This window comes from Cupriavidus lacunae, assembly GCF_003353055.1.
Taxonomy (GTDB): domain Bacteria; phylum Pseudomonadota; class Gammaproteobacteria; order Burkholderiales; family Burkholderiaceae; genus Cupriavidus; species Cupriavidus lacunae.
The window spans coordinates 44,413-67,341 of the sequence record NZ_QKWJ01000015.1 but is presented as its reverse complement, the minus strand read 5'-3'; the positions used below and the strand labels follow the sequence as shown (position 1 = coordinate 67,341).

The following is a 22,929-nucleotide window of genomic DNA, read 5'->3' as shown; positions in this document are numbered from 1 at the left end:
AAGCCCGGCAGAGAGCATCCAAACAATTTTTTGCCGAAAATTGCAAAGGACTGAAATGAACATGCCCAGCGCGGAATTCTCCCACGCAGACAGCAATTCATCTGCCGCACCCGAAATGATCGGGGCGGAAATTCTCGTTCACGCACTTGCCGAAGAAGGCGTCGAGTACGTCTGGGGCTACCCCGGCGGCGCAGTGCTGTATATCTACGACGAGCTCCACAAGCAAACCAAGTTCGAGCACATTCTGGTGCGCCACGAGCAGGCCGCGGTCCATGCCGCAGACGGCTATGCACGGGCAACTGGCAAGGTGGGCGTAGCGCTGGTGACCTCCGGTCCCGGCGTGACCAATGCCGTCACCGGCATTGCCACCGCCTACCTCGACTCGATCCCGATGGTGGTGATCACCGGCAATGTGCCGACCCACGCCATTGGCCAGGACGCCTTCCAGGAGTGCGACACGGTCGGCATCACCCGCCCGATCGTCAAGCACAACTTCCTGGTGAAGGACGTGCGCGATCTCGCGTCGACCATCAAGAAGGCGTTCTTCATTGCCTCGACCGGCCGTCCGGGCCCGGTGGTGGTGGACATCCCCAAGGATGTCTCGCGCAATGCCTGCAAGTACGAGTATCCCAAGTCGATCGACATGCGCTCGTACAACCCGGTGAACAAGGGGCACTCGGGCCAGATCCGCAAGGCCGTGGCGCTGCTGCAGGGCGCCGAGCGTCCGTACATTTACAGCGGTGGCGGCGTGGTGCTGGCCAATGCCAGCGACGAGCTGCGCCAGCTGGCGGCGCTGACCGGCCACCCGGTGACCAACACGCTGATGGGCCTGGGCGCGTTCCCCGGCACCAGCAAGCAGTTCGTCGGCATGCTCGGTATGCACGGCACGTATGAAGCCAACATGGCCATGCAGAACTGCGACGTGCTGATCGCCATCGGTGCCCGCTTCGACGACCGCGTGATCGGCAACCCGTCGCACTTCACCTCGCAGGCGCGCAAGATCATCCATATCGACATCGATCCGTCGTCGATTTCCAAGCGCGTCAAGGTCGACATCCCCATCGTCGGCAACGTCAAGGACGTGCTGCAGGAACTGATTGCCCAGATCAAGGCCAGCGACATCAAGCCCAAGCGCGAGTCGCTCGCCAAGTGGTGGGAGCAGATCGAGCAATGGCGCTCGGTGGACTGCCTGAAGTACGACCGCAACTCCGAGATCATCAAGCCGCAGTATGTGGTGGAAAAGATCTGGGAACTGACCCACGGCGATGCCTTCATCTGCTCCGACGTCGGCCAGCACCAGATGTGGGCCGCGCAGTTCTACAAGTTCGACGAGCCGCGCCGCTGGATCAACTCCGGCGGCCTGGGCACGATGGGCGTGGGCCTGCCGTACGCCATGGGCATCAAGAAGGCGTTCCCGGAGAAGGAAGTCGTCACCATCACCGGTGAAGGCTCGATCCAGATGTGCATCCAGGAACTGTCGACCTGCCTCCAGTACGACACCCCGGTGAAGATCTGCTCGCTGAACAATGGCTACCTGGGCATGGTGCGCCAGTGGCAGGAGATCGAGTACGACAACCGCTACTCGCACTCCTACATGGACGCGCTGCCTGATTTCGTCAAGCTGGCCGAGGCCTACGGGCATGTCGGCATGCGCGTCGAGAAGACGGCCGACGTCGAGCCGGCGCTGCGCGAGGCGTTCCGCCTGAAGGACCGTACCGTGTTCCTGGACTTCCAGACCGATCCCACCGAAAACGTCTGGCCGATGGTCCAGGCGGGCAAGGGCATTTCCGAAATGCTGCTCGGCGCGGAGGACCTGTAATGCGACATATCATTTCGGTCCTGCTGGAAAACGAACCGGGCGCGCTGTCGCGCGTGGTGGGCCTGTTCTCGGCCCGCGGCTACAACATCGAGACGCTGACCGTGGCACCCACCGAGGATGCCTCGCTGTCGCGCATGACCATCGTCACCTCCGGCTCGGATGACGTGATCGAACAGATCACCAAGCACCTGAACCGCCTGGTGGAAGTGGTCAAGGTGGTCGACCTGACCGAAGGCGCGCACATCGAACGCGAGCTGATGCTCGTCAAGGTGCGCGCGGTGGGCAAGGAGCGCGAAGAAATGAAGCGCACCGCCGACATCTTCCGCGGCCGCATCATCGATGTCACCGAGAAGACCTACACCATCGAGCTGACCGGCAACGGCGTCAAGCTCGATGCGTTCCTGGACGCCATCGACCGCACCGCCATCCTTGAGACCGTCCGTACCGGCGGCTCGGGCATTGGCCGCGGCGAGCGCATCCTGAAGGTCTGACCGGGCCCCGGCTCACCCAAACGGCTTCACGCAGTATCCCCGGGGCGGCGCGATCCGGACGCACACGATGCGCCCGAGGATGCCGCCCCCCTCATACAAAAGACAGAGATTGAAGGAATCATCATGAAAGTGTTTTACGACAAGGACGCCGACCTCTCCCTGATCAAGGGCAAGAACGTCACCATCATCGGCTATGGCTCGCAGGGCCATGCCCACGCGCTGAACCTGAAGGATTCGGGCGTCAATGTGACGGTCGGCCTGCGCAAGAGCGGCGCGTCGTGGAACAAGGCCGTCAACGCCGGCCTGCAAGTCAAGGAAGTGGCCGAGGCCGTCAAGGGCGCCGACGTGGTCATGATCCTGCTGCCGGACGAGCAGATCGCCGACGTGTACAAGAATGAAGTGCATGCCAACATCAAGGAAGGCGCTGCGCTGGCCTTCGCCCACGGCTTCAACGTGCACTACGGTGCCGTGATCCCGCGCGCCGACCTGGACGTGATCATGATCGCGCCGAAGGCCCCGGGCCACACCGTGCGCGCCACGTACGCACAAGGTGGCGGCGTGCCGCACCTGATCGCCGTGCACCAGAACAAGTCCGGCGCCGCCCGTGACATCGCGCTGTCGTACGCCACCGCCAACGGCGGCGGCCGTGCCGGCATCATCGAGACCAACTTCCGCGAAGAAACCGAAACCGACCTGTTCGGCGAGCAGGCCGTGCTGTGCGGCGGTACCGTCGAGCTGATCAAGGCTGGCTTCGAAACCCTGGTGGAAGCCGGCTACGCGCCGGAAATGGCCTACTTCGAGTGCCTGCACGAACTGAAGCTGATCGTCGACCTGATCTATGAAGGCGGCATCGCCAACATGAACTACTCGATCTCCAACAACGCGGAATATGGTGAGTACGTCACCGGTCCGCGCGTGGTGACCGAAGAGACCAAGAAGGCGATGAAGCAGTGCCTGACCGACATCCAGACCGGCGAATACGCCAAGAGCTTCCTGCTGGAGAACAAGGCCGGCGCCCCGACGCTGATCTCGCGCCGCCGCCTGACGGCCGAGCACCAGATCGAAGAAGTGGGTGCCAAGCTGCGCGCGATGATGCCGTGGATCGCCAAGAACAAGATGGTCGATCAGTCGAAGAACTAAGCTGCATCGCTGTCTGATGGCCCGCGCCGCGCGGCGGCGGGCCGAAGCCGTTCAGCGTCCCGTGCCACGCCCTTCTATTATCAGGAGGGAGTCGCGGGGCCTGAACGGCTTTTTGTTATGCTTGTCAGACTTCGGGCAAGGCGTGCATTATCCTGCTCCGCGACCATGGAGCGCTGGCGGTGGCCGCAATCGTCGCTATTGCCGCTTTCCGTCCCGCCTTGCCATGGTCTTGTATCCACCGACACCTGTACTGCATGAACTATCCTCATCCGCTGATCGCCCGTGAAGGCTGGCCGTTCCTGGCCGGCGCCTTTGTCATCTCGCTGCTGGTGCACGCCAGCGCGGGCTTCTGGTGGGCGTTGCCGCTGTGGATCATCACGGTATTCGTGCTGCAATTCTTCCGCGATCCGCCGCGTCCGATCCCGTCGCAGCCCAACGCCGTGCTGGCCCCGGCCGACGGCCGTATCGTCGTGGTCGAAAAAGCGCAGGATCCGTACGCCGGCCGCGAGGCGCTGAAGATCAGCGTCTTCATGAACGTCTTCAACGTGCACTCGAACCGTGTCTCGGTCGATGGCGCGGTCGAGAAGGTCGAATACTTCCCGGGCAAGTTCGTCAATGCTGACCTGGACAAGGCTTCGACCGAGAACGAGCGCAACGCCGTGCTGATCCGGCGCGCGACCGACGGCCAGCTGGTGACGCTGGTGCAGGTGGCCGGCCTCGTGGCCCGCCGCATCCTGTGCTACACCAAGGTGGGCGACAACCTGTCGCGCGGCCAGCGCTACGGCTTTATCCGCTTCGGCTCGCGCGTGGACGTCTACCTGCCGCTCGATGCGCGCCCGCGTGTGACCATCGGCGAGAAGGTATCCGCCTCGTCGACCATCCTCGCCGAACTCGACGTGAAGTGAGCGGCGGCCTGACCGGAGGACTGTGATGGTTGCCTTCCATCGACGTAACAAGCGCAGCAGCAACGGCAACGTGACCCACCTGCGGCCGTTCCGCCATAACCAGCTGCGCGGCGCTGACGACGACTTCGACGACGAAGCCGGTGACGACCACGGCCACGATATCGTCTACCAGCGTCCGCGCCGGCGCGGCATCTACCTGCTGCCCAACGCGTTCACCACCGCGGCGCTGTTCGCGGGCTTCTTCGCCATCGTCCAGGCCATGAACATGCGCTTCGACGCCGCGGCCATCGCCATCTTCGCGGCGATGGTGCTGGATGGCATGGACGGGCGCGTGGCGCGCATCACCAATACGCAGAGTGCGTTTGGCGAGCAATATGATTCGCTGTCGGACATGACTTCGTTCGGGGTTGCGCCGGCGCTGGTGATGTATGAATGGATTCTGCATGACCTGGGCAAGTGGGGCTGGATCGCAGCGTTCGTCTACTGCACCTGTGCGGCGTTGCGTCTGGCCCGCTTCAACGCCAATATCGGCATCGTCGACAAGCGCTTCTTCCAGGGGCTGCCCAGCCCCGCGGCCGCTGCCCTGGTGGCCGGCTTCGTCTGGCTGGTGATCGACAACAAGCTGCCGGTCAAGGAGCTGTGGATGCCGTGGGTGGCCTTCGGCATTACGCTTTACGCCGGGTTGTCGATGGTGTCCAACGCGCCGTTCTACAGCGGCAAGGCGCTTGACGTGCGCTACCGCGTGCCGTTCGGCATGATGGTGCTGGTCCTGGTGCTGTTCGTGGTGGTTTCCACCGATCCGCCGGTGGCGCTGTTCGGCCTGTTCGTGATCTATGCGATCTCGGGCTATGTGCTGTGGGCCTGGCGGGCAATGCACGGCAAGCCCGCCATCGAGAAGAAGCAACGCGAGAACGGCGGCAAGGCTTCATAGGTTTTGCAGGCAGAAGGGCGCTAAGGCGCCCTTCATGCTTTGCGGGATTCACAATTGTTTTCATGCCACAGCCATCAGGGCGTGGCACTCTGCAGTGTTTTCCACTCACCGTCAGGAGGATGTCATGGGCATGTTCGACTTCATCAAGGAAGCGGGAGAAAAGCTGTTCGGCACCGGCGAGGCCAAGGCCGCGCAGGACGCCGCCGCGGCGGATGCGTCGGCGGAGAATGTCGATGCCGCCAATCGCGCCGCGGGCGATGCGATCGAGGGCTACATCAAGAAAATGGGGCTGGACGCGACCGGGCTGATGGTGCAGGTGGACGGCTCGCAGGGGCTGGTCACTGTGTTCGGCGTCGCGCCCGACCAGGCCACGCGCGAGAAGATCATCCTGTGCGCCGGCAATGTCGAGGGTGTGGACAAGGTCGAGGACAAGATGTCGGTCAATGTCGAGTCCGAGGAATCGACCTGGCATACCGTGGTCAAGGGCGACACGCTCTGGGCAATCTCCCAGGCCGCCTATGGCAACGGCGCCGAGTACAACAAGATCTTCGAGGCCAACACGCCAATGCTGAGCCACCCGGACAAGATCTACCCGGGCCAGAAGCTGCGCATCCCGCCCAAGGGCTGATCCGCGCCGATGGCACTCCCGGGCAAAATGGGCTAAACCCTGTATTGCACGGGCGTGCCAACTCGGCTATAGTCGCTGACATGATTTCGCGCCAAGTCCTAATCGCCCGCACCACCCTAGGTGGCCTACTAGGCCATCAGGTCGGGACGCGCGCACGCTAAGGACGGACTCACTCCCTTAGCGCGAAATCCGCAAGGAATTTCCAACGCCCCGGCCTGCTGCACGCACGCCGGGGCGTTTTGCATTCCACAGCCGTGGAGCGCGGAACAGGCGGTAAAGCCCCGGACGCAGCATGCCGGGGACAGCACACGATAAGCAATCAGGAGCTCCACAAATGTCTGACAAACTCATCATTTTCGACACCACCTTGCGTGACGGCGAGCAGTCGCCCGGCGCCTCGATGACCCGCGAGGAAAAGATCCGCATCGCACGCCAGCTGGAACGCCTGAAGGTCGATGTGATCGAGGCCGGTTTCGCCGCGAGCTCCAACGGCGACTTCGAGGCGATCCGCTCGATCGCGCAGGTGGTCAAGGACTCGACGATCTGCTCGCTGGCCCGTGCCAACGACAAGGACATTGCCCGTGCCGCCGAGGCGCTCAAGCCGGCCAACTCGTTCCGCATCCACACCTTCATCGCCACGTCCGCGCTGCACATGGAAAAGAAGCTGCGCATGACGCCGGACGAGGTGTACCAGCAGGCCCGCCTGGCGGTGCGCTTTGCGCGCCAGTTCACCGACGATATCGAGTTCTCGCCGGAAGACGGCAGCCGCTCGGACATGGACTTCCTGTGCCGCGTGCTGGAGGGCGTGATTGCAGAAGGCGCGACCACCATCAACCTGCCCGATACCGTGGGCTATGCCGTGCCGGAAGGCTATGCCGCGCTGATCCGCTCGGTGCGCGAGCGCATTCCCAACTCGGACAAGGCGATCTGGTCGGTGCACTGCCATAACGACCTGGGCATGGCCGTCGCCAACTCGCTGGCCGCCGTCAAGATGGCCGGCGCGCGCCAGGTCGAATGCACCATCAACGGCCTCGGCGAGCGCGCCGGCAACACCAGCCTGGAAGAGGTCGTGATGGCGGTGAAGACCCGCCGCGACTATTTCGACCTGGATGTCGGCGTGGATACCACGCAGATCGTGCCGGCCTCCAAGCTGGTGTCGCAGATCACCGGTTTCGTGGTGCAGCCGAACAAGGCCGTGGTGGGCGCCAACGCCTTCGCGCATGCCTCGGGCATCCACCAGGATGGCGTGCTCAAGGCGCGCGACACCTACGAGATCATGCGCGCGGAGGATGTGGGCTGGACCGCCAACAAGATCGTGCTGGGCAAGCTGTCGGGCCGCAATGCCTTCAAGCAGCGCTTGCAGGAACTGGGCATCGAGCTCGAGAGCGAGACCGAAGTCAATGCCGCCTTCACCCGCTTCAAGGAACTGGCCGACCAGAAGGCCGAGATCTTCGACGAGGACATTGTCGCCATCGTCTCGAACGAAGCCCAGCACGACGCCAACGAGCACTTCCGCTTCATCTCGCTGTCGCAGCGCTCCGAGACCGGCGAGCGCCCGCACGCACGCGTGGTGTTCAGCATGGACGGCCAGGAACAGAGCGGCGAGGGCGAGGGCAACGGCCCGGTCGACGCCACGCTGCATGCGATCGAGTCGCGCGTGGCCAGCGGCGCCGAGATGGTGCTCTACTCGGTGAACGCCATCACCGGCGGCACCGAGGCCCAGGGCGAAGTGACCGTGCGCCTGACCAAGGCCGGCCGCATCGTCAACGGCGTGGGCACCGACCCGGATATCGTCGCCGCCTCGGCCAAGGCCTACCTGGCCGCGCTGAACAAGCTGCACGACAAGGCTGTGCAGAAGATCAATCCGCAGATCTGACCAAGGCCTCTGCGTCAGACGGCGGAAGGCCTACCCGGCCTGAGCGTACGGACCAAGCCCGCCATCCCCGACCCGGGGATGGCGGGCTTTTTCATGTGCTCAGCGACGGCGCTCGGCGGGATCGTAGAGCGGGTCGGGCGTGATCTGGGTCTGGCGCAGGATGCCGGCGTCGTCGAAATAGAAGTTGAACAGCGACGGCCACATGTCTTCGTGGCGGAAGCGGTAGGACCAGACCTCGCGCCGCATCAGGGGGTAGTAGTCGACCGGCAGGCGCGTCATGCCGAAATGCTCGGCCACGTCCCGCTTGGTCCAGGTGTTGACCTGCGCCTTGTAGAGTTCGGGCGTCGACAGCATGTTGCGGAAGGCGGTCAGGTTGCCGCTGGGGTCGAAGTCGGCGCCATAGGCATACTGGCCCAGCGGCTGCTTGGAGTAGATCCAGCGCGAGGTCCCGTCGCGCAGCGGGAACACATCGGTGGGCGGGCCGAAGGCGGCCTGTACCGCGGCTTGCGGCTGGCCCACCAGCCTGGTGCCTTCCTGTGCCGGCATCAGCGTGGTGCAGGCGGACAGCATGGCGACCCCCAGCGCCAGCGTGAGCCGGCGAGCGCCGTTGGCGATGACAGGAATCATGGCAGGACCTCGGCCGATGCGTGGATGGGAATGCCGCAAGTGTAGTGCGGTCCCCGCCGTTTGTGCGCCGGGCGCTGCTTTTTGGGAGATATTCCTGCAACTTGCCTGTTTCCCCGGGGAACCGCGTGCCACTGGCCGGGCGCCATCGCATTTGCCGCCAGGCGGGGGCTGCCGTACCATCCAGCGCTTTCCGGGAGAGATGAATGAAGGTTGCGGCACGGTGGCGTGGATGGCTGGGCGGGTTGTTGCTGGTGGCAGCGGCGGGCGCGTCGGCCCAGGAGCCGATCCGGCTGGGCATGATCGACGGCTTGTCCGGCCCGTTCGCCAACGCCGGCGAGGCGGTGGTGCGCAACCTGCGCCTGGCGATCGACCGCATCAATGCGCGCGGCGGCGTGAAGACCGCCGAGGGCACGCGGCCGCTGGAGCTGGTCACCTTCGACAGCAAGGGCAATGTCGATGAAAGCCTGATCCAGCTGCGCGCGCTGACCGACAAGCGCATTCCCTTCGTCCTGCAGGGCAATAGCTCGGCCGTGGCCGGCGCGCTGGTGTCGGCCATCAACCGCCACAATGCGCGCCAGCCCGACGCGCGCGTGCTGTTCCTGAACTACTCGGCGGTCGATCCCAGCCTGACCAATGAGAACTGCAGCTTCTGGCACTTCCGTTTCGACGCCAGCGCCGACATGCGCATGCAGGCGCTGACCGAGGTGATCCGCCAGGACCAGACCGTGCGCCGGGTCTACCTGATCGACCAGGACTACAGCTTTGGCCACCAGGTGTCGCGTTCGGCGCGCGAGATGCTGGCGGCGCGCCGCCCGGATATCCAGATCGTGGGCGACGAGTTCCACCCGATCGGCAAGATCAAGGACTTCGCGCCCTATATCGCCAAGATCAAGGCGAGCGGGGCGGATGCGGTCATCACCGGCAACTGGGGCAACGACCTGACGCTGATGGTCAAGGCCGCGCGCGAAGGCGGCCTGCAGGCCAGGTTCTATACCTTCTACGGCAATGGCCTGGGCGCGCCGGCGGCGATGGGCGATGCCGGCGTGGGCCGCGTGCTGGCGGTGGCGGAATGGCACCCCAACGTGGGCGGCGCGGCATCCGACGCCTTCTATCGGCAGTTCCGCGCGCGCTATCCGGACCCCAGGGACGACTACGTCCACCTGCGCATGCAGATGATGGTGGAGATGCTGGCGCGCGCGATCGAGCAGGCCGGCTCCACCGATGCGGTCAAGGTGGCGCGTGCGCTGGAGAACATGCGCTACGTCAATGACTTCCACGAGGCCACCGTGCGCGCCGACGACCACCAGGTGCTGCAGCCGCTGTACGTGTCGGTGATGGAGCGGCAGGGCGGGGCGGTGCGATTCGACAACGAAGGCTCGGGCTATGGCTTCCGTACCGTGCGCAAGCTCAAGGCCGCGCAGACCACGCTGCCGACCACGTGCCGGATGGAGCGCCCCTGAGCCTCGGAACGTCCGGCCGGGCTGCCGGGTACTCCTGCCGGGGCTTTTCGGCTATAATCCGCGGCTGTCGTGATCGGGCCATCGGCCTGGTGGCGGCAGTAGCCAGTCAATACATGGCACGACGCATGCGGCGCATCCCGCGCTGTAGCGTTCGCAAGTGAAAGGAAATCATCATGGCAGTTGCCGATATCAACAAGTCCGAAGTCATCAAGCAGTTCGCACGTGGCGCCAACGACACTGGCAGCCCCGAAGTGCAAGTGGCCCTGCTGACCACCCGCATCAACGAACTGACCCCGCATTTCAAGGCCAACATGAAGGATCACCACAGCCGCCGCGGTCTGCTGCGCATGGTGAGCCGCCGTCGCCGTCTGCTGGACTACCTCAAGTCCAACGATGCCGACCGTTACCGCGCCCTGATCGAAAAGCTGGGTCTGCGCAAGTAAGGTTGCGTCCGATGGCAGCGCGATTCCAGGGTTTGCACGGTTTCGCGTGAGGCCTCGATGCCTGCTTCAGCATTGCTGGGGCAGGCATTTTGCATTTCTGGCGGGGTGAATCCGCCTTGCCCAGGGATGCAGGCAGTTGATGAAGTGATTTTCGCTTCACGCCGCCCGGCGAGCATTCTGATTCCCCGGGCGCCCGTTGCAGCAAGCTGCGCAACGGAGTAAGTTGTTCTTTTTGTTTTGAATACCCGGATCGGGCAAGGAACCAGGGCTTTGTGTCATTCCAGCGCGGCATCGGCATGCCGGTGCCGCGCTGGAATGGCATAGCACTTCCCTGCGACCGCGACCGTCAACCCGGCAGTTTGCCTGCGGCTGAGAACGCAGGCGTCGCAGGCCGCGCGCGAGTGATTGCGTAATTGCGCGGCCTGCACGCAAGTCAAGGAATGCAAATGTCCATGTTCAACAAGGTCGTCAAGGAATTCCAGTGGGGCCAGCACACGGTCCGCATGGAAACCGGCGAAATCGCCCGCCAGGCCGGCGGTGCGGTGCTGGTCGATGTGGAAGACACCGTGGTGCTGGCGACCGTGGTCGCCGCCAAGAGCCCGAAGCCGGGCCAGGACTTCTTCCCGCTGACCGTCGACTACATCGAGAAGACCTACGCAGCCGGCAAGATCCCCGGCGGCTTCTTCAAGCGTGAAGGCCGTCCGTCGGAAAACGAGACCCTGACCTCGCGCCTGATCGACCGTCCGCTGCGCCCGCTGTTCCCGGAAGGCTTCTACAACGACGTCCAGGTGGTGATCCACGTGGTCTCGCTGAACCCGGAAGTGCCCGCCGACATCCCCGCGCTGATCGGCGCATCGGCCGCGCTGGCCGTGTCGGGCATCCCGTTCAACGGCCCGGTGGGCGCCGCGCGCGTGGGCTACAAGGACGGCCAGTACCTGCTGAACCCGACCCGCTCGCAGATCGCCGCCTCGGACCTGGACCTGGTGGTCGCCGGTACCGAGCGCGCCGTGCTGATGGTGGAATCGGAAGCCAACCAGCTGTCCGAAGAGGTCATGCTGGGTGCCGTGGTCTATGGCCACGAGCAGATGCAGATCGCGATCAACGCCATCCATGAGCTGGTGCGCGAAGGCGGCAAGCCCGAGTGGGACTGGGCCCCGGCCGCCAAGAACGAGCCGCTGATCGCCAAGGTCACCGAAGTGGCACTGCCGCTGCTGCAGGAAGCCTACCAGCTGCGCCAGAAGTCGGCCCGCAGCCAGAAGCTGAAGGAAGTGTCGGCCAACGTGGCCGCCGCACTGGAAGCCGCCGGCGTCCAGGCCGACAAGGTGGAAGTCGGCAACATCATGTTCGACCTGGAAGCCAAGATCGTCCGTGGCCAGGTCCTGAGCGGCGAGCCGCGCATCGACGGCCGCGACACCCGCACCGTGCGCCCGATCGAGATCCGTTCGTCGGTGCTGCCGCGCGCGCACGGCTCGGCGCTGTTCACCCGCGGCGAGACGCAGGCGCTGGTGGTGGCCACGCTGGGCACCAAGAGCGACGAGCAGATCATCGACGCGCTGGCCGGCGAATACCGCGACCGCTTCATGCTCCACTACAACATGCCCCCGTTCGCCACCGGTGAAACGGGTCGCGTGGGCAGCCCGAAGCGCCGCGAAATCGGCCATGGCCGCCTGGCCAAGCGCGCACTGATCCCGGTGCTGCCGAAGGACGATGAATTCGCCTACACCATCCGCCTGGTTTCGGAAATCACCGAGTCCAACGGCTCGTCGTCGATGGCTTCGGTCTGCGGCGGCTGCCTGGCACTGATGGACGCCGGCGTTCCGGTCAAGGCGCACGTGGCCGGCGTGGCCATGGGCCTGATCCTGGAAGGCAACAAGTTCGCCGTGCTGACCGACATCCTGGGTGACGAAGACCACCTGGGCGACATGGACTTCAAGGTGGCGGGTACCGACAACGGCATCACCGCGCTGCAGATGGACATCAAGGTCCAGGGCATCACCAAGGAGATCATGCAGGTCGCGCTGGCGCAGGCCAAGGAAGGCCGTCTGCACATCCTGCACAAGATGCAGGAAGCGATGGGCCATGCCCGCACCGAGCTGTCGGCGCACGCGCCGCGTATGATCACCATGAAGATCCATCCGGACAAGATCCGCGAAGTGATCGGCAAGGGCGGCTCGACCATCCAGGCGCTGACCAAGGAAACCGGCACCACCATCGACATCCAGGAAGACGGCACGATCACGATCGCGTCGACCTCGACCGACGGCATGGCCGAAGCCAAGCGCCGCATCGAAGGCATCACCGCGGAAGCCGAAGTGGGCAAGATCTACGCCGGCACCGTGCTGAAGCTGCTGGACTTCGGCGCCATCGTCAACATCCTGCCGGGCAAGGATGGCCTGCTGCACATCTCGGAAATCGTCAACGAGCGTGTGAAGGACATCAAGGACTGGCTGAAGGAAGGCCAGCATGTCCGCGTCAAGCTGATCCAGGCTGACGAGAAGGGCCGCCTGCGCCTGTCGCTGAAGGCCGCGCTGGCCGAAGAGGGCGGCAGCATCAGCCCGATCAACGCTGGCGAAGCCGCCGCCCCGGCTGCTCCGGCCGAAGGCTCGGAACAGCAGTAAAGTCAGCGGGGCAGGACTGCCCGCAGGCGCTGCCGCAAGGTGGCGCCGCCGGAAAAACGGCTGGACGATGTCCAGCCGTTTTTTTGTTTACACTGCCGGCAACCCTATCGAGCCAAGGCTCACACCGACCCTGGCGCGACGCATCGTCGAACCGCGCCAAGACAAGTACAAGGAGCAGAGCAGCATGCAAGCCATCGAGATCCGCGAATACGGTGCCCCCGAAGTCCTCCAGCTGGCCGAGCGGCCCGACCCGGTGCCGGGCGCGGGCGAGGTCCTGATCCGCGTGGCGGCCGCCGGCGTCAATCGTCCGGACGTGTTCCAGCGCACTGGCAACTACCCGGTGCCGCCGGGCGCGTCGGACCTGCCCGGCCTGGAAGTGGCGGGCGTGGTGGTGGGCGGCGACCTGTCGCATGCCGACAACCGCTTCGGCCTGAATGTGGGCGACCGCGTCTGCGCGCTGGTGCAGGGCGGTGGCTACGCGCAGCTGTGCACGGCGCCGCTGGCGCAGGTCCTGCCCGCGCCGCAAGGCCTGAGCGATATCGAGGCCGCGGCGCTGCCGGAGACCTTCTTCACGGTCTGGAGCAATGTGTTCGACCGCGGCTACCTGGGCCAGGGCCCGCGCGGCAAGGATGAAACCCTGCTGATCCAGGGCGGCTCCAGCGGCATCGGCACGACCGCGATCCAGATCGCCAAGGCGCTGGGCTACAAGGTGTTCGTCACCGCCGGCACCGACGAGAAGTGCAAGGCCTGCGAAGACCTGGGTGCCGATCGTGCGATCAACTACAAGACCCAGGACTTCGTTGCCGAGGTGGCCGCGCTGACCGGCGGCAATGGCGTCGACGTGATTCTCGACATGGTTGCCGGCCCGTACCTGGCACGCGAGCTGAAGTGCATCGCCGACGATGGCCGTATCGTCATCATCGCGCTGCTGGGCGGTGCCAAGGCCGAGATCCCGCTGGGCGATATCCTGCGCCGGCGCATCACCGTGACCGGCTCTACGCTGCGTCCGCGCCCGGCATCGTTCAAGGGCAAGATTGCCGCGGCGCTGCATGAGCAGGTGTGGCCGCTGCTGGCCGCGGGCAAGATCAAGCCGGTGATCCACCAGGTGTTCCCGGCTGCGCAGGCAGCCGACGCGCATCGCCTGATGGAGTCGAGCGAGCATATCGGCAAGATCGTGCTGACCTGGTAAAGCGCAGCGCCCGTTGCGTGTGGCCAATGCTGCCGCCCGCCGCCATCGGGCGGCGGTAGCGCCGTGCCCCTGCCACACGCTACAATAGCGGGTTTGATTTGGGAGGGGCACTTCGTGAGACAAAAGCTCGTCATCGGCAATTGGAAGATGCATGGCAGCCTGGCTGCAAACGCAGCGCTGCTGGAGGGAATCAAGGCTGGCGCGGCCAAGGCGATGCTGGCGGTCTGCGCGCCGTTCCCCTATCTTGCACAATGCCAGGCGTTGCTGAATGGCTCGCAAGTGGCCTGGGGTGCACAGGATGTGTCGGCCGAGGCGCGCGGCGCCTTTACCGGCGAAGTGGCCGCGTCGATGCTGGGTGAGTTTGGCTGCACGTATGTGCTGGTTGGTCACTCGGAGCGCCGCACCTATCATGGCGAAACCGACCAGACCGTCGCGGCCAAGGCGCTGCGCGCGCTGGAATTCGGCATCGTTCCGGTGGTCTGCGTGGGTGAGACGCTGGCCCAGCGCGAGGCGGGCGAGACCGAGGCCGTGGTCGGCAGGCAGCTGCAGGCCGTGCTGGAGGCGCTGACGGTGGAGCAGCTGAGCCGCGTGGTGCTGGCCTATGAGCCGGTCTGGGCGATCGGCACCGGCAAGACTGCCACCAGCGAGCAGGCGCAGGCGGTGCACGCCTTCCTGCGCGTCCAGGTTGCCGCGCGCGACGCGGGCGTGGCCGAGCGCATGGCCATCCTGTACGGCGGCAGCGTCAAGCCGGACAATGCGGCCGAACTGTTTTCCATGACCGATATCGACGGGGGCCTGATTGGCGGCGCCTCGCTGAAGTCGGAAGATTTTCTCGCGATCGGCAACGCCTGAATGCCGGCCGTTCCGATCGACCGATCAAGCAAGTAACCAGCCAGTAAGGCTTATTTAAATCAAATGGCAATCTTCAAGACATTGTTGGTGGTGCTGCAGGTGTTGTCGGCGCTGGGCGTGATTGGCCTGGTGCTGATCCAGCATGGCAAGGGCGCCGATGTAGGCGCGGCATTCGGTTCGGGCGCCTCGGGCAGCCTGTTCGGTGCCACCGGCTCGGCAAACTTCCTGTCGCGCACCACTGCCGTGCTGGCCACGCTGTTCTTCGTCTGCACGCTGGCGCTGACGCTGCTGGGCAATTACAAGCCCGCTGCGTCACTGGGCGTGATGGGCGCGGCGCCGGCGTCCGCGCCCGCCGTGGCCGGCGCATCGGCTCCCGCCGCAGCTCCGGCTGCCGCTGCTGGCGCTTCGGCACCCGCAGCCCCCGCTGTACCGAAATAATCCGATTGCCTTGCGGCGGATTCCTAAGTTTTTTTGCAGTTGTGCGTTGAACAAAGCAAGAAATTTGGGTTAGAATGCAAGGCTTGAAACGATTCCCCAGCGATGGGTTCCGAGCAAAGACGAAAGCCTCTGCAAAGGACCTGAAGGGCCTGAAAACCCGGCGCCAGGCAATATGTTTCTCCCCCAGCCGACGTGGTGAAATTGGTAGACACGCTATCTTGAGGGGGTAGTGGCGAAAGCTGTGCGAGTTCGAGTCTCGCCGTCGGCACCAAACAACTTGATCGGAGTCCCTGGCTCGGGCAATGCACCCGGGCGTGGGCTCCGGCAGTCCGCAAGGCGGCGCGCCATGAGGCTTATGGCTTAGCGCCTGGGGTGGGCAACAGGACGCCGCTTCAGCTGGTGCTGTTGACAACATTCCAGATAAGGCTGGCCGTACCTTGAATCTCGAAGCCTACTTCCCCGTTCTCATCTTCATCATCTTCGGTGTCGTGCTTGGCGTGGCACTGATGTCGATCGGTCGGATCCTCGGTCCGAACAAGCCCGATCCCGCGAAGCTGTCGCCGTACGAGTGCGGCTTCGAAGCGTTCGAGGACGCGCGCATGAAGTTCGATGTGCGCTACTACCTCATCGCCATCCTGTTTATCCTGTTCGATCTCGAAACCGCCTTCCTGTTTCCCTGGGGTGTTGCCCTGAGGGAAATCGGCTGGCCGGGTTTCATCGCCATGGGCGTGTTTCTGCTGGAATTCATCGTGGGCTTCGTCTACATCTGGAAAAAGGGCGCGCTCGATTGGGAGTGATGTGAAATGGCAATCGAAGGCGTTCTCAATGAAGGCTTCGTCACGACTACCGCTGACAAGCTGATCAACTGGACCCGCACCGGGTCGCTGTGGCCGATGACCTTTGGCCTGGCCTGCTGTGCTGTGGAAATGATGCATGCCGGCGCCGCGCGCTATGACCTGGACCGCTTCGGCGTGGTGTTTCGCCCGTCGCCGCGCCAGTCGGACGTGATGATCGTGGCCGGCACGCTGTGCAACAAGATGGCCCCGGCGCTGCGCAAGGTCTACGACCAGATGGCGGAACCGCGCTGGGTGATCTCGATGGGCTCGTGCGCCAACGGCGGCGGCTACTACCACTATTCGTACTCGGTGGTGCGTGGCTGCGACCGTATCGTGCCGGTGGATATCTACGTGCCGGGCTGCCCGCCGACGGCCGAGGCGCTGATCTACGGCGTGATCCAGCTGCAGAACAAGATCAAGCGTACCAACACCATCGCGCGCAAGGGCTGAAATGGCGAAGCTCGACATCCTGAAGGCCGCGCTCGAGAAAGCTCTCGGCAAGCGCGTGCAGAAACTGATCGAGGCGACCGGCGAACTGACGCTGATCGTCAAGGCCGACGACTACCTGGAAGCTGCCCGCATCCTGCGCGACGATCCGTCGCTGCGCTTCGAGCAGCTGATCGACCTGTGCGGCGTGGACTATTCCGACTACGGCGACGGCGCCTGGGACGGCCTGCGCTTTGCCGCGGTCTCGCAGCTGCTCTCGATCACCCACAACTGGCGCCTGCGCGTGCGCGTGTTCGCGCCGGACGATGATTTCCCGGTGCTGCCGTCGGTGATCGACGTGTGGAACGGCGTCAACTGGTTCGAGCGCGAGGCCTTCGATTTCTACGGCATCGTGTTCGACGGCCATCCGGACCTGCGCCGCATCCTGACCGACTACGGTTTCGTCGGCCATCCGTTCCGCAAGGACTTCCCGGTTTCCGGCTTTGTCGAGATGCGCTACGACCCGGAACAGAAGCGGGTCATCTACCAGCCGGTGACGATCGATCCGCGCGAAATCACGCCCCGCGTGATCCGCGAGGAAAACTACGGCGGCTTGCAGCACGGATAACGCGCCATGGCAGATATCAAGAATTACACCCTGAACTTCGGCCCGCAGCACCCGGCCGCGCACGGCGTGCTGCGCCTGGTGCTGGAACTGGACGGCGAAGTCATCCAGCGCGCCGACCCGCATATCGGCCTGCTGCACCGTGCCACCGAGAAGCTGGCCGAGCAGAAGACCTGGATCCAGAGCGTGCCGTACATGGACCGCCTCGACTATGTGTCGATGATGGTCAACGAGCACGCCTACGTGATGGCGATCGAGCGCCTGCTGGGCCTCGAGGTGCCGATCCGCGCGCAGTACATCCGCGTGATGTTCGACGAGATCACCCGCCTGCTGAACCACCTGATGTGGATCGGCGCGCATGCGCTGGACGTGGGCGCAATGGCAGTGTTCCTGTACGCCTTCCGCGAGCGCGAGGACATGTTCGACATGTACGAGGCGGTGTCGGGTGCGCGCATGCACGCGGCCTACTACCGTCCGGGCGGCGTGTATCGCGACCTGCCTGACACGATGCCGCAATATCGTGCCTCCAAGGTACACAACGAGCGTGCCATCAAGGCCATGAACGAGGCGCGTTCGGGCTCGCTGCTGGACTTCATCGAGGACTTCACCAACCGGTTCCCGAAGTACGTCGACGAATACGAGACGCTGCTGACCGACAACCGGATCTGGAAGCAGCGCCTGGTGGACATCGGCGTGGTCAGCCCGGAACGTGCGCTGCAGATGGGCTTTACCGGCCCGATGCTGCGCGGTTCGGGCATCGAGTGGGACCTGCGCAAGAAGCAGCCGTACGAGGTGTACGACAAGATGGACTTCGACGTGCCGGTGGGCGTGGGCGGCGACTGCTATGCGCGCTACCTGGTGCGCGTGGAAGAGATGCGCCAGTCCAATCGCATCATCAGGCAGTGCGTGGAATGGCTGCGCCGCAACCCGGGCCCGGTGATCACCGATAACCACAAGGTGGCACCGCCCTCGCGCGTGGACATGAAGTCCAACATGGAAGAACTGATCCACCACTTCAAGCTCTTCACCGAAGGCATGCATGTGCCCGAAGGCGAAGCGTACGCAGCGGTGGAACACCCGAAGGGCGAGTTCGGTATCTACGCGATCTCGGACGGCGCGAACAAGCCGTACCGCCTGAAGATCCGTGCGCCTGGCTTCCCCCACCTGGCCGCGCTCGATGAAATGGCCAAGGGACACATGATTGCTGACGCGGTAACGATCATCGGCACGCAAGACATCGTCTTCGGCGAGATCGACCGCTAATCACGGGCCGCCGGCCCGGACGACGATCCGGGCGCTTTCCGCGGTGCTCCCCAGGGGAGCGGGCGGAAGACCCGCGGCGGACCGGTAGGGCCTCAGGCCTGCCGGCGGAACGGGCAGCGACGGCTGCAAACCTGCGGAAGGGGACGCCCGGTGGCGCTGCCTTTCGCCGTTTTACTGCAATGACCATGCTATCAGCAGAAGCTCTCAAGGAAATCGATCGCGCGATCGCGAAGTATCCGGCCGACCAGAAGCAGTCGGCCGTGATGGCGGCGCTTGCCGTGGCGCAGGGCGAGGTGGGCTGGGTTTCCCCCGAAGTCATGCAGTTCGTCGCCAACTATCTCGAGATGCCGCCCGTGTGGGTGGAAGAGGTGGCGACCTTCTACAACATGTATGACACCAAGCCGGTGGGCAAGTACAAGCTCACCGTCTGCACCAACCTGCCGTGCGCGCTGTCGGGCGGCGACCGGGCTGGCGACTACCTGAAGCGCAAGCTCGGGATCGACTACAACGAAACCACTGCGGATGGCTGCTTCACGCTGAAGGAAGGCGAGTGCATGGGCGCTTGCGGCGATGCGCCGGTGATGATCGTCAACAACACCCGCATGTGCAGCTGGATGAGCGACGACAAGCTCGACGTCCTGGTCGACGAGCTCAAGGCCGAGGCTGCCAAGGGGGGCAAGTAACATGACCTGTCTGCACGACCGCCATATCCAGCCGCTGATCCTGGCCGGCCTGGACGGCAAGAACTGGCACCTGGAAGACTACGTCAAGCGTGGCGGCTACCAGCAACTCAAGCGCATCCTGAACGAGAAGATCTCGCCCGAGCAGGTGATTGCCGACGTCAAGGCCTCGGGCCTGCGCGGCCGGGGCGGTGCGGGCTTCCCGACCGGCCTGAAGTGGAGCTTCATGCCGCGCACGTTCCCGGGTCAGAAATACCTGGTCTGCAACACCGATGAAGGCGAGCCTGGCACGTTCAAGGACCGCGACATCATCCGCTACAACCCGCATGCGCTGATCGAGGGCATGGCCATCGGCGCGTACGCGATGGGCATCACCGTGGGCTACAACTACATCCACGGCGAGATCTGGAACGAATACAAGATCTTCGAGGATGCCCTCGAAGAAGCGCGTGCTGCCGGCTTCCTGGGCGACAACATCCTGGGTTCGGGCTTCAGCTTCCAGCTGCATGCCCACCACGGTTACGGCGCCTACATCTGCGGCGAGGAAACCGCGCTGCTGGAATCGCTCGAAGGCAAGAAGGGCCAGCCGCGCTTCAAGCCGCCGTTCCCGGCCAGCTTCGGCCTGTACGGCAAGCCGACCACCATCAACAACACCGAAACGTTTGCCGCGGTGCCGTTCCTGCTGGCAGTCGGCCCCGAGAACTACCTGAAGATGGGCAAGCCGAACAACGGCGGCACCAAGATCTTCTCGATCTCGGGCGACGTCGAGCGTCCCGGCAACTATGAGATCCCGCTGGGCACGCCGTTCGCCAAGCTGCTGGAGCTCGCCGGCGGCATGCGTGGCGGCAAGCGCATCAAGGCGGTGATCCCGGGCGGCTCGTCGGCGCCGGTGGTGCCGGGCGACCTGATGATGGCGTCCGACATGGACTACGACTCGATCGCCAAGGCCGGCTCGATGCTGGGTTCGGGCGCGGTGATCGTGATGGACGAGACGCGCTGCATGGTCCGCTCGCTGCTGCGCCTGTCGTACTTCTATTTTGAGGAATCGTGCGGCCAGTGCACGCCGTGCCGCGAAGGCACCGGCTGGCTCTACCGCATGGTCAATCGCATCGAACACGGAGAGGGGCGCCAGGAAGACCTGGACCTGCTCAACAACGTCGCGGAAAACATCATGGGCCGCACCATCTGCGCGCTCGGCGATGCCGCGGCGATGCCGGTCCGCGGCATGCTCAAGCACTACTGGAAAGAGTTCGAATATCACGTCGAACACAAGCAGTGCATGGTTCCGGCCTACATCTAAGCGTGGCAGAACATGGTTGAACTAGAGATCGACGGCAAGAAGGTTGAGGTTGCTGAAGGCAGCCTGGTGATGGAAGCGGCCCGCAAGCTGGGCACCTACATCCCCCACTTCTGCTACCACCGTAAACTGTCCATCGCGGCCAACTGCCGCATGTGCCTGGTCGAGGTCGAGAAGGCGCCCAAGGCGCTGCCTGCCTGCGCCACGCCGGTGACCCCTGGCATGAAGGTCTTCACCAATTCGGAGAAGGCGGTCAAGGCGCAGAAGTCCGTGATGGAATTCCTGCTGATCAACCACCCGCTCGACTGCCCGATCTGCGATCAGGGCGGCGAATGCCAGCTGCAGGATCTGGCCGTGGGCTACGGTGCTTCGGAGTCGCGCTACAAGGAAGAAAAGCGCGTGGTGTTCCACAAGAACGTGGGCCCGCTGATCTCCATGGAGGAGATGACCCGCTGCATCCACTGCACCCGCTGCGTGCGCTTCGGCCAGGAAGTGGCCGGCGTGATGGAGCTGGGCATGCTGGGCCGCGGCGAGCACTCTGAGATCACCACCTTCGTCGGCCAGACCGTCGATTCGGAACTGTCGGGCAACATGATCGACCTGTGCCCGGTCGGCGCGCTGACCAGCAAGCCGTTCCGCTACTCGGCCCGTACCTGGGAACTGGCCCGCCGCAAGTCGGTGTCGCCGCACGACGGCCTGGGCGCGAACCTGGTGGTGCAGACCAAGAACCAGCGCGTGATGCGCGTGCTGCCGCTGGAAAACGAAGACATCAACGAGTGCTGGATCTCCGACAAGGACCGCTTCTCGTATGAAGGCCTGAACAGCGCCGACCGCCTGACCCGCCCGCTGCTGAAGCAGGGCGGCGAGTGGATGGAAACCGACTGGCAGACCGCGCTGGAATACGTGGCCAACGGCCTCGCCAGCATCAAGCGCGACCACGGCGCCGACCAGATCGCCGCGCTGGCCAGCCCGCACAGCACGCTGGAAGAACTGTTCCTGCTGGGCAAGCTGATGCGCGGCCTGGGCAGCGACAACGTCGACTTCCGCCTGCGCCAGTCCGACTTCTCGGCCGCGCTCAAGGGCACGCCGTGGCTGGGCATGCCGGTCGCCGACGTGACCACCCTGCAACGCGTGCTGGTGATCGGCTCGTCGCTGCGCAAGGATCATCCGCTGCTGGCCTCGCGCCTGCGCCAGGCCACCAAGAAGGGTGCCCGCGTGACCGTGCTGGGCGCCGGCGGTGAAGACCTGCTGATGCCGGCAACCCGCATCGACGTGGCACCGTCGGGCTGGACCGCCGCACTGGCCGGCGTGGCCCGTGCCGTGGCCGCCGCCAAGGGCGTGGCCGCCCCGGCCGGCACCGACGGTTTCGACGGTGGTGATGCTGCCGCCAAGCTGGCCGAAGCGCTGCTGTCGGGCGAGCGCCGCGCGGTGTTCCTCGGCAACGAGGCCGTGCGCCACCCGCAGTTCTCGGCGCTGCACGCGCTGGCACAGTGGATCGCCACGGAAACGGGCGCCACGCTGGGCTTCCTGACCGAAGCCGCCAATACCGTCGGCGGCTATGTCGCCGGCGCGCTGCCCAGGCAGGGCGGCGCCAATGCGCAGGCCATGCTGGACACGCCGCGCAAGGCCTACATCCTGCTGAACACCGAACCCGAGTTCGACGCCGCCGACCCGCGCAAGGCGCTGGCCGCGCTGGCCCAGGCCGGCACGGTGGTGGTGCTGTCGCCGTTCCGTTCGGAAGCGGCCATGCAGTACGCCGACGTGATCCTGCCGGTGACGCCGTTCACGGAAACCGCCGGCACCTTCGTCAACTGCGAAGGCAAGCCGCAGAGCTTCAACGGCGTGGTGCGCGCCCTGGGCGAGTCGCGTCCGGGCTGGAAGGTGCTGCGCGTGCTGGGCAACCTGCTGGACGTGGCTGGCTTCGACTACGAAACCGCCGAGTCGGTGCGTGCCGAAGTGCTGTCGGCTCCGGTCGATGCACTGCTGGACAACGGCACCGATGCGCCGATCCGCGTCAGCGCCGCGGGCGCCAACGGCATCGAGCGCATTGCCGATGTGCCGATCTACCACGCCGACCCGATCGTGCGTCGCGCCGAGTCGCTGCAGCTGAGCGCTGCCGCACGCCGCGCCATGCAGATCGCACTGCCGGCCGACCTGTTCGCCAGGCTTGGCATCCAGTCCGGCGATCCGGTGCGGGTCACGCAAGGGCAGGGCAGCGTGGTGCTGCCGGCCGTGCTCGAAGCCACGCTCCCGGCCAACACCGTGCGCGTGCCGGCTGCGACGCCGGCGGCCATGAGCCTGGGCGCGATGTTCGGCGCGGTCACCGTAGAGAAGGCCATTGACCTGGCGCCGGCCACCGGCACCGTGGCCACGGCGTAAGAACAA

General features: G+C 64.9%; 21 protein-coding genes and 1 tRNA gene. 21 read left to right on the top strand and 1 reads right to left on the bottom strand.

Features of this window, described 5'->3' with window-relative positions:
- The first annotated feature begins 55 nt into the window (after positions 1–55).
- From DN412_RS14645 to DN412_RS14615, 7 genes are all read left to right on the top strand, one after another.
- The gene (locus DN412_RS14645) at positions 56–1,819 is read left to right on the top strand and encodes an acetolactate synthase 3 catalytic subunit (RefSeq protein WP_115212290.1); all 1,764 of its coding nucleotides are present in this window, start codon (positions 56–58) and stop codon (positions 1,817–1,819) included.
- Complete coding sequence (gene ilvN, locus DN412_RS14640; RefSeq protein ID WP_010809144.1) at positions 1,819–2,310, top strand: acetolactate synthase small subunit; 492 nt, start codon at positions 1,819–1,821, stop codon at positions 2,308–2,310. Before DN412_RS14645 ends, ilvN begins: the two co-directional genes overlap by 1 nt.
- Positions 2,311–2,433: 123 nt before the next feature.
- Positions 2,434–3,450, top strand: coding sequence for a ketol-acid reductoisomerase (gene ilvC / locus DN412_RS14635; protein ID WP_115212289.1), 1,017 nt, complete (start codon positions 2,434–2,436; stop codon positions 3,448–3,450).
- Between the two features lie 254 nt (positions 3,451–3,704).
- A complete protein-coding gene (locus tag DN412_RS14630) occupies positions 3,705–4,355 on the top strand; it encodes a phosphatidylserine decarboxylase (protein ID WP_115212288.1) in 651 nt (216 codons plus the stop codon).
- A 25-nt stretch (positions 4,356–4,380) separates the two neighbouring features.
- Positions 4,381–5,286 (top strand): CDP-diacylglycerol--serine O-phosphatidyltransferase, encoded by a 906-nt coding sequence (pssA, locus tag DN412_RS14625; RefSeq protein ID WP_115212287.1) that lies wholly within the window; start codon positions 4,381–4,383, stop codon positions 5,284–5,286.
- Positions 5,287–5,410: 124 nt separating this feature from the next.
- On the top strand, positions 5,411–5,914 hold the full coding sequence (gene lysM, locus DN412_RS14620; protein ID WP_078195715.1) for a peptidoglycan-binding protein LysM: 504 nt from the start codon (positions 5,411–5,413) through the stop codon (positions 5,912–5,914).
- A gap of 334 nt (positions 5,915–6,248) precedes the next feature.
- The gene (locus DN412_RS14615; RefSeq protein ID WP_115212286.1) at positions 6,249–7,790 is read left to right on the top strand and encodes a 2-isopropylmalate synthase; all 1,542 of its coding nucleotides are present in this window, start codon (positions 6,249–6,251) and stop codon (positions 7,788–7,790) included.
- Between the two features lie 99 nt (positions 7,791–7,889).
- Here the strand turns inward: DN412_RS14615 and DN412_RS14610 are convergent, their stop codons facing one another.
- A complete protein-coding gene (locus tag DN412_RS14610) occupies positions 7,890–8,417 on the bottom strand; it encodes a hypothetical protein (RefSeq protein WP_115212285.1) in 528 nt (175 codons plus the stop codon).
- Positions 8,418–8,620: 203 nt separating this feature from the next.
- On the opposite strand from DN412_RS14610, the gene DN412_RS14605 reads away from it, so the two are divergent.
- From DN412_RS14605 to nuoG, 14 genes are all read left to right on the top strand, one after another.
- A complete protein-coding gene (locus DN412_RS14605; protein ID WP_115212284.1) occupies positions 8,621–9,877 on the top strand; it encodes a branched-chain amino acid ABC transporter substrate-binding protein in 1,257 nt (418 codons plus the stop codon).
- Positions 9,878–10,050: 173 nt separating this feature from the next.
- Positions 10,051–10,320, top strand: coding sequence for a 30S ribosomal protein S15 (gene rpsO / locus DN412_RS14600; RefSeq protein WP_010809136.1), 270 nt, complete (start codon positions 10,051–10,053; stop codon positions 10,318–10,320).
- Between the two features lie 446 nt (positions 10,321–10,766).
- On the top strand, positions 10,767–12,938 hold the full coding sequence (gene pnp, locus DN412_RS14595; RefSeq protein ID WP_115212283.1) for a polyribonucleotide nucleotidyltransferase: 2,172 nt from the start codon (positions 10,767–10,769) through the stop codon (positions 12,936–12,938).
- A gap of 184 nt (positions 12,939–13,122) precedes the next feature.
- Positions 13,123–14,127 carry an NAD(P)H-quinone oxidoreductase gene (locus DN412_RS14590; protein ID WP_115212344.1) on the top strand — a complete coding sequence of 335 codons (1,005 nt, stop codon included), beginning with the start codon at positions 13,123–13,125 and terminating at the stop codon, positions 14,125–14,127.
- 114 nt (positions 14,128–14,241) lie between these two features.
- Positions 14,242–14,979 carry a triose-phosphate isomerase gene (gene tpiA / locus DN412_RS14585; RefSeq protein WP_115212282.1) on the top strand — a complete coding sequence of 246 codons (738 nt, stop codon included), beginning with the start codon at positions 14,242–14,244 and terminating at the stop codon, positions 14,977–14,979.
- Positions 14,980–15,042: 63 nt separating this feature from the next.
- On the top strand, positions 15,043–15,417 hold the full coding sequence (gene secG / locus DN412_RS14580; protein ID WP_115212281.1) for a preprotein translocase subunit SecG: 375 nt from the start codon (positions 15,043–15,045) through the stop codon (positions 15,415–15,417).
- 186 nt (positions 15,418–15,603) lie between these two features.
- Positions 15,604–15,688 (top strand) — tRNA-Leu (locus DN412_RS14575).
- 166 nt (positions 15,689–15,854) lie between these two features.
- Positions 15,855–16,214, top strand: a complete 360-nt coding sequence (locus tag DN412_RS14570; RefSeq protein ID WP_078195723.1) for an NADH-quinone oxidoreductase subunit A — start codon at positions 15,855–15,857, stop codon at positions 16,212–16,214.
- 6 nt (positions 16,215–16,220) lie between these two features.
- Positions 16,221–16,703 (top strand): NuoB/complex I 20 kDa subunit family protein, encoded by a 483-nt coding sequence (locus tag DN412_RS14565; protein WP_011297145.1) that lies wholly within the window; start codon positions 16,221–16,223, stop codon positions 16,701–16,703.
- A gap of 1 nt (position 16,704) precedes the next feature.
- Positions 16,705–17,307 (top strand): NADH-quinone oxidoreductase subunit C, encoded by a 603-nt coding sequence (locus tag DN412_RS14560; protein WP_078195724.1) that lies wholly within the window; start codon positions 16,705–16,707, stop codon positions 17,305–17,307.
- Between the two features lie 6 nt (positions 17,308–17,313).
- Positions 17,314–18,567, top strand: coding sequence for an NADH-quinone oxidoreductase subunit D (locus tag DN412_RS14555; protein WP_115212280.1), 1,254 nt, complete (start codon positions 17,314–17,316; stop codon positions 18,565–18,567).
- Positions 18,568–18,752: 185 nt separating this feature from the next.
- Positions 18,753–19,250: an NADH-quinone oxidoreductase subunit NuoE gene (gene nuoE / locus DN412_RS14550; RefSeq protein WP_115212343.1), complete on the top strand. Its 498-nt coding sequence runs from the start codon at positions 18,753–18,755 to the stop codon at positions 19,248–19,250.
- 1 nt (position 19,251) lies between these two features.
- Positions 19,252–20,547: an NADH-quinone oxidoreductase subunit NuoF gene (gene nuoF / locus DN412_RS14545; protein WP_115212279.1), complete on the top strand. Its 1,296-nt coding sequence runs from the start codon at positions 19,252–19,254 to the stop codon at positions 20,545–20,547.
- A gap of 12 nt (positions 20,548–20,559) precedes the next feature.
- Entirely contained in the window at positions 20,560–22,923 is a 2,364-nt protein-coding gene (gene nuoG, locus DN412_RS14540) for an NADH-quinone oxidoreductase subunit NuoG (protein WP_115212278.1), read from the top strand.
- The last annotated feature ends 6 nt before the right edge of the window (positions 22,924–22,929 follow it).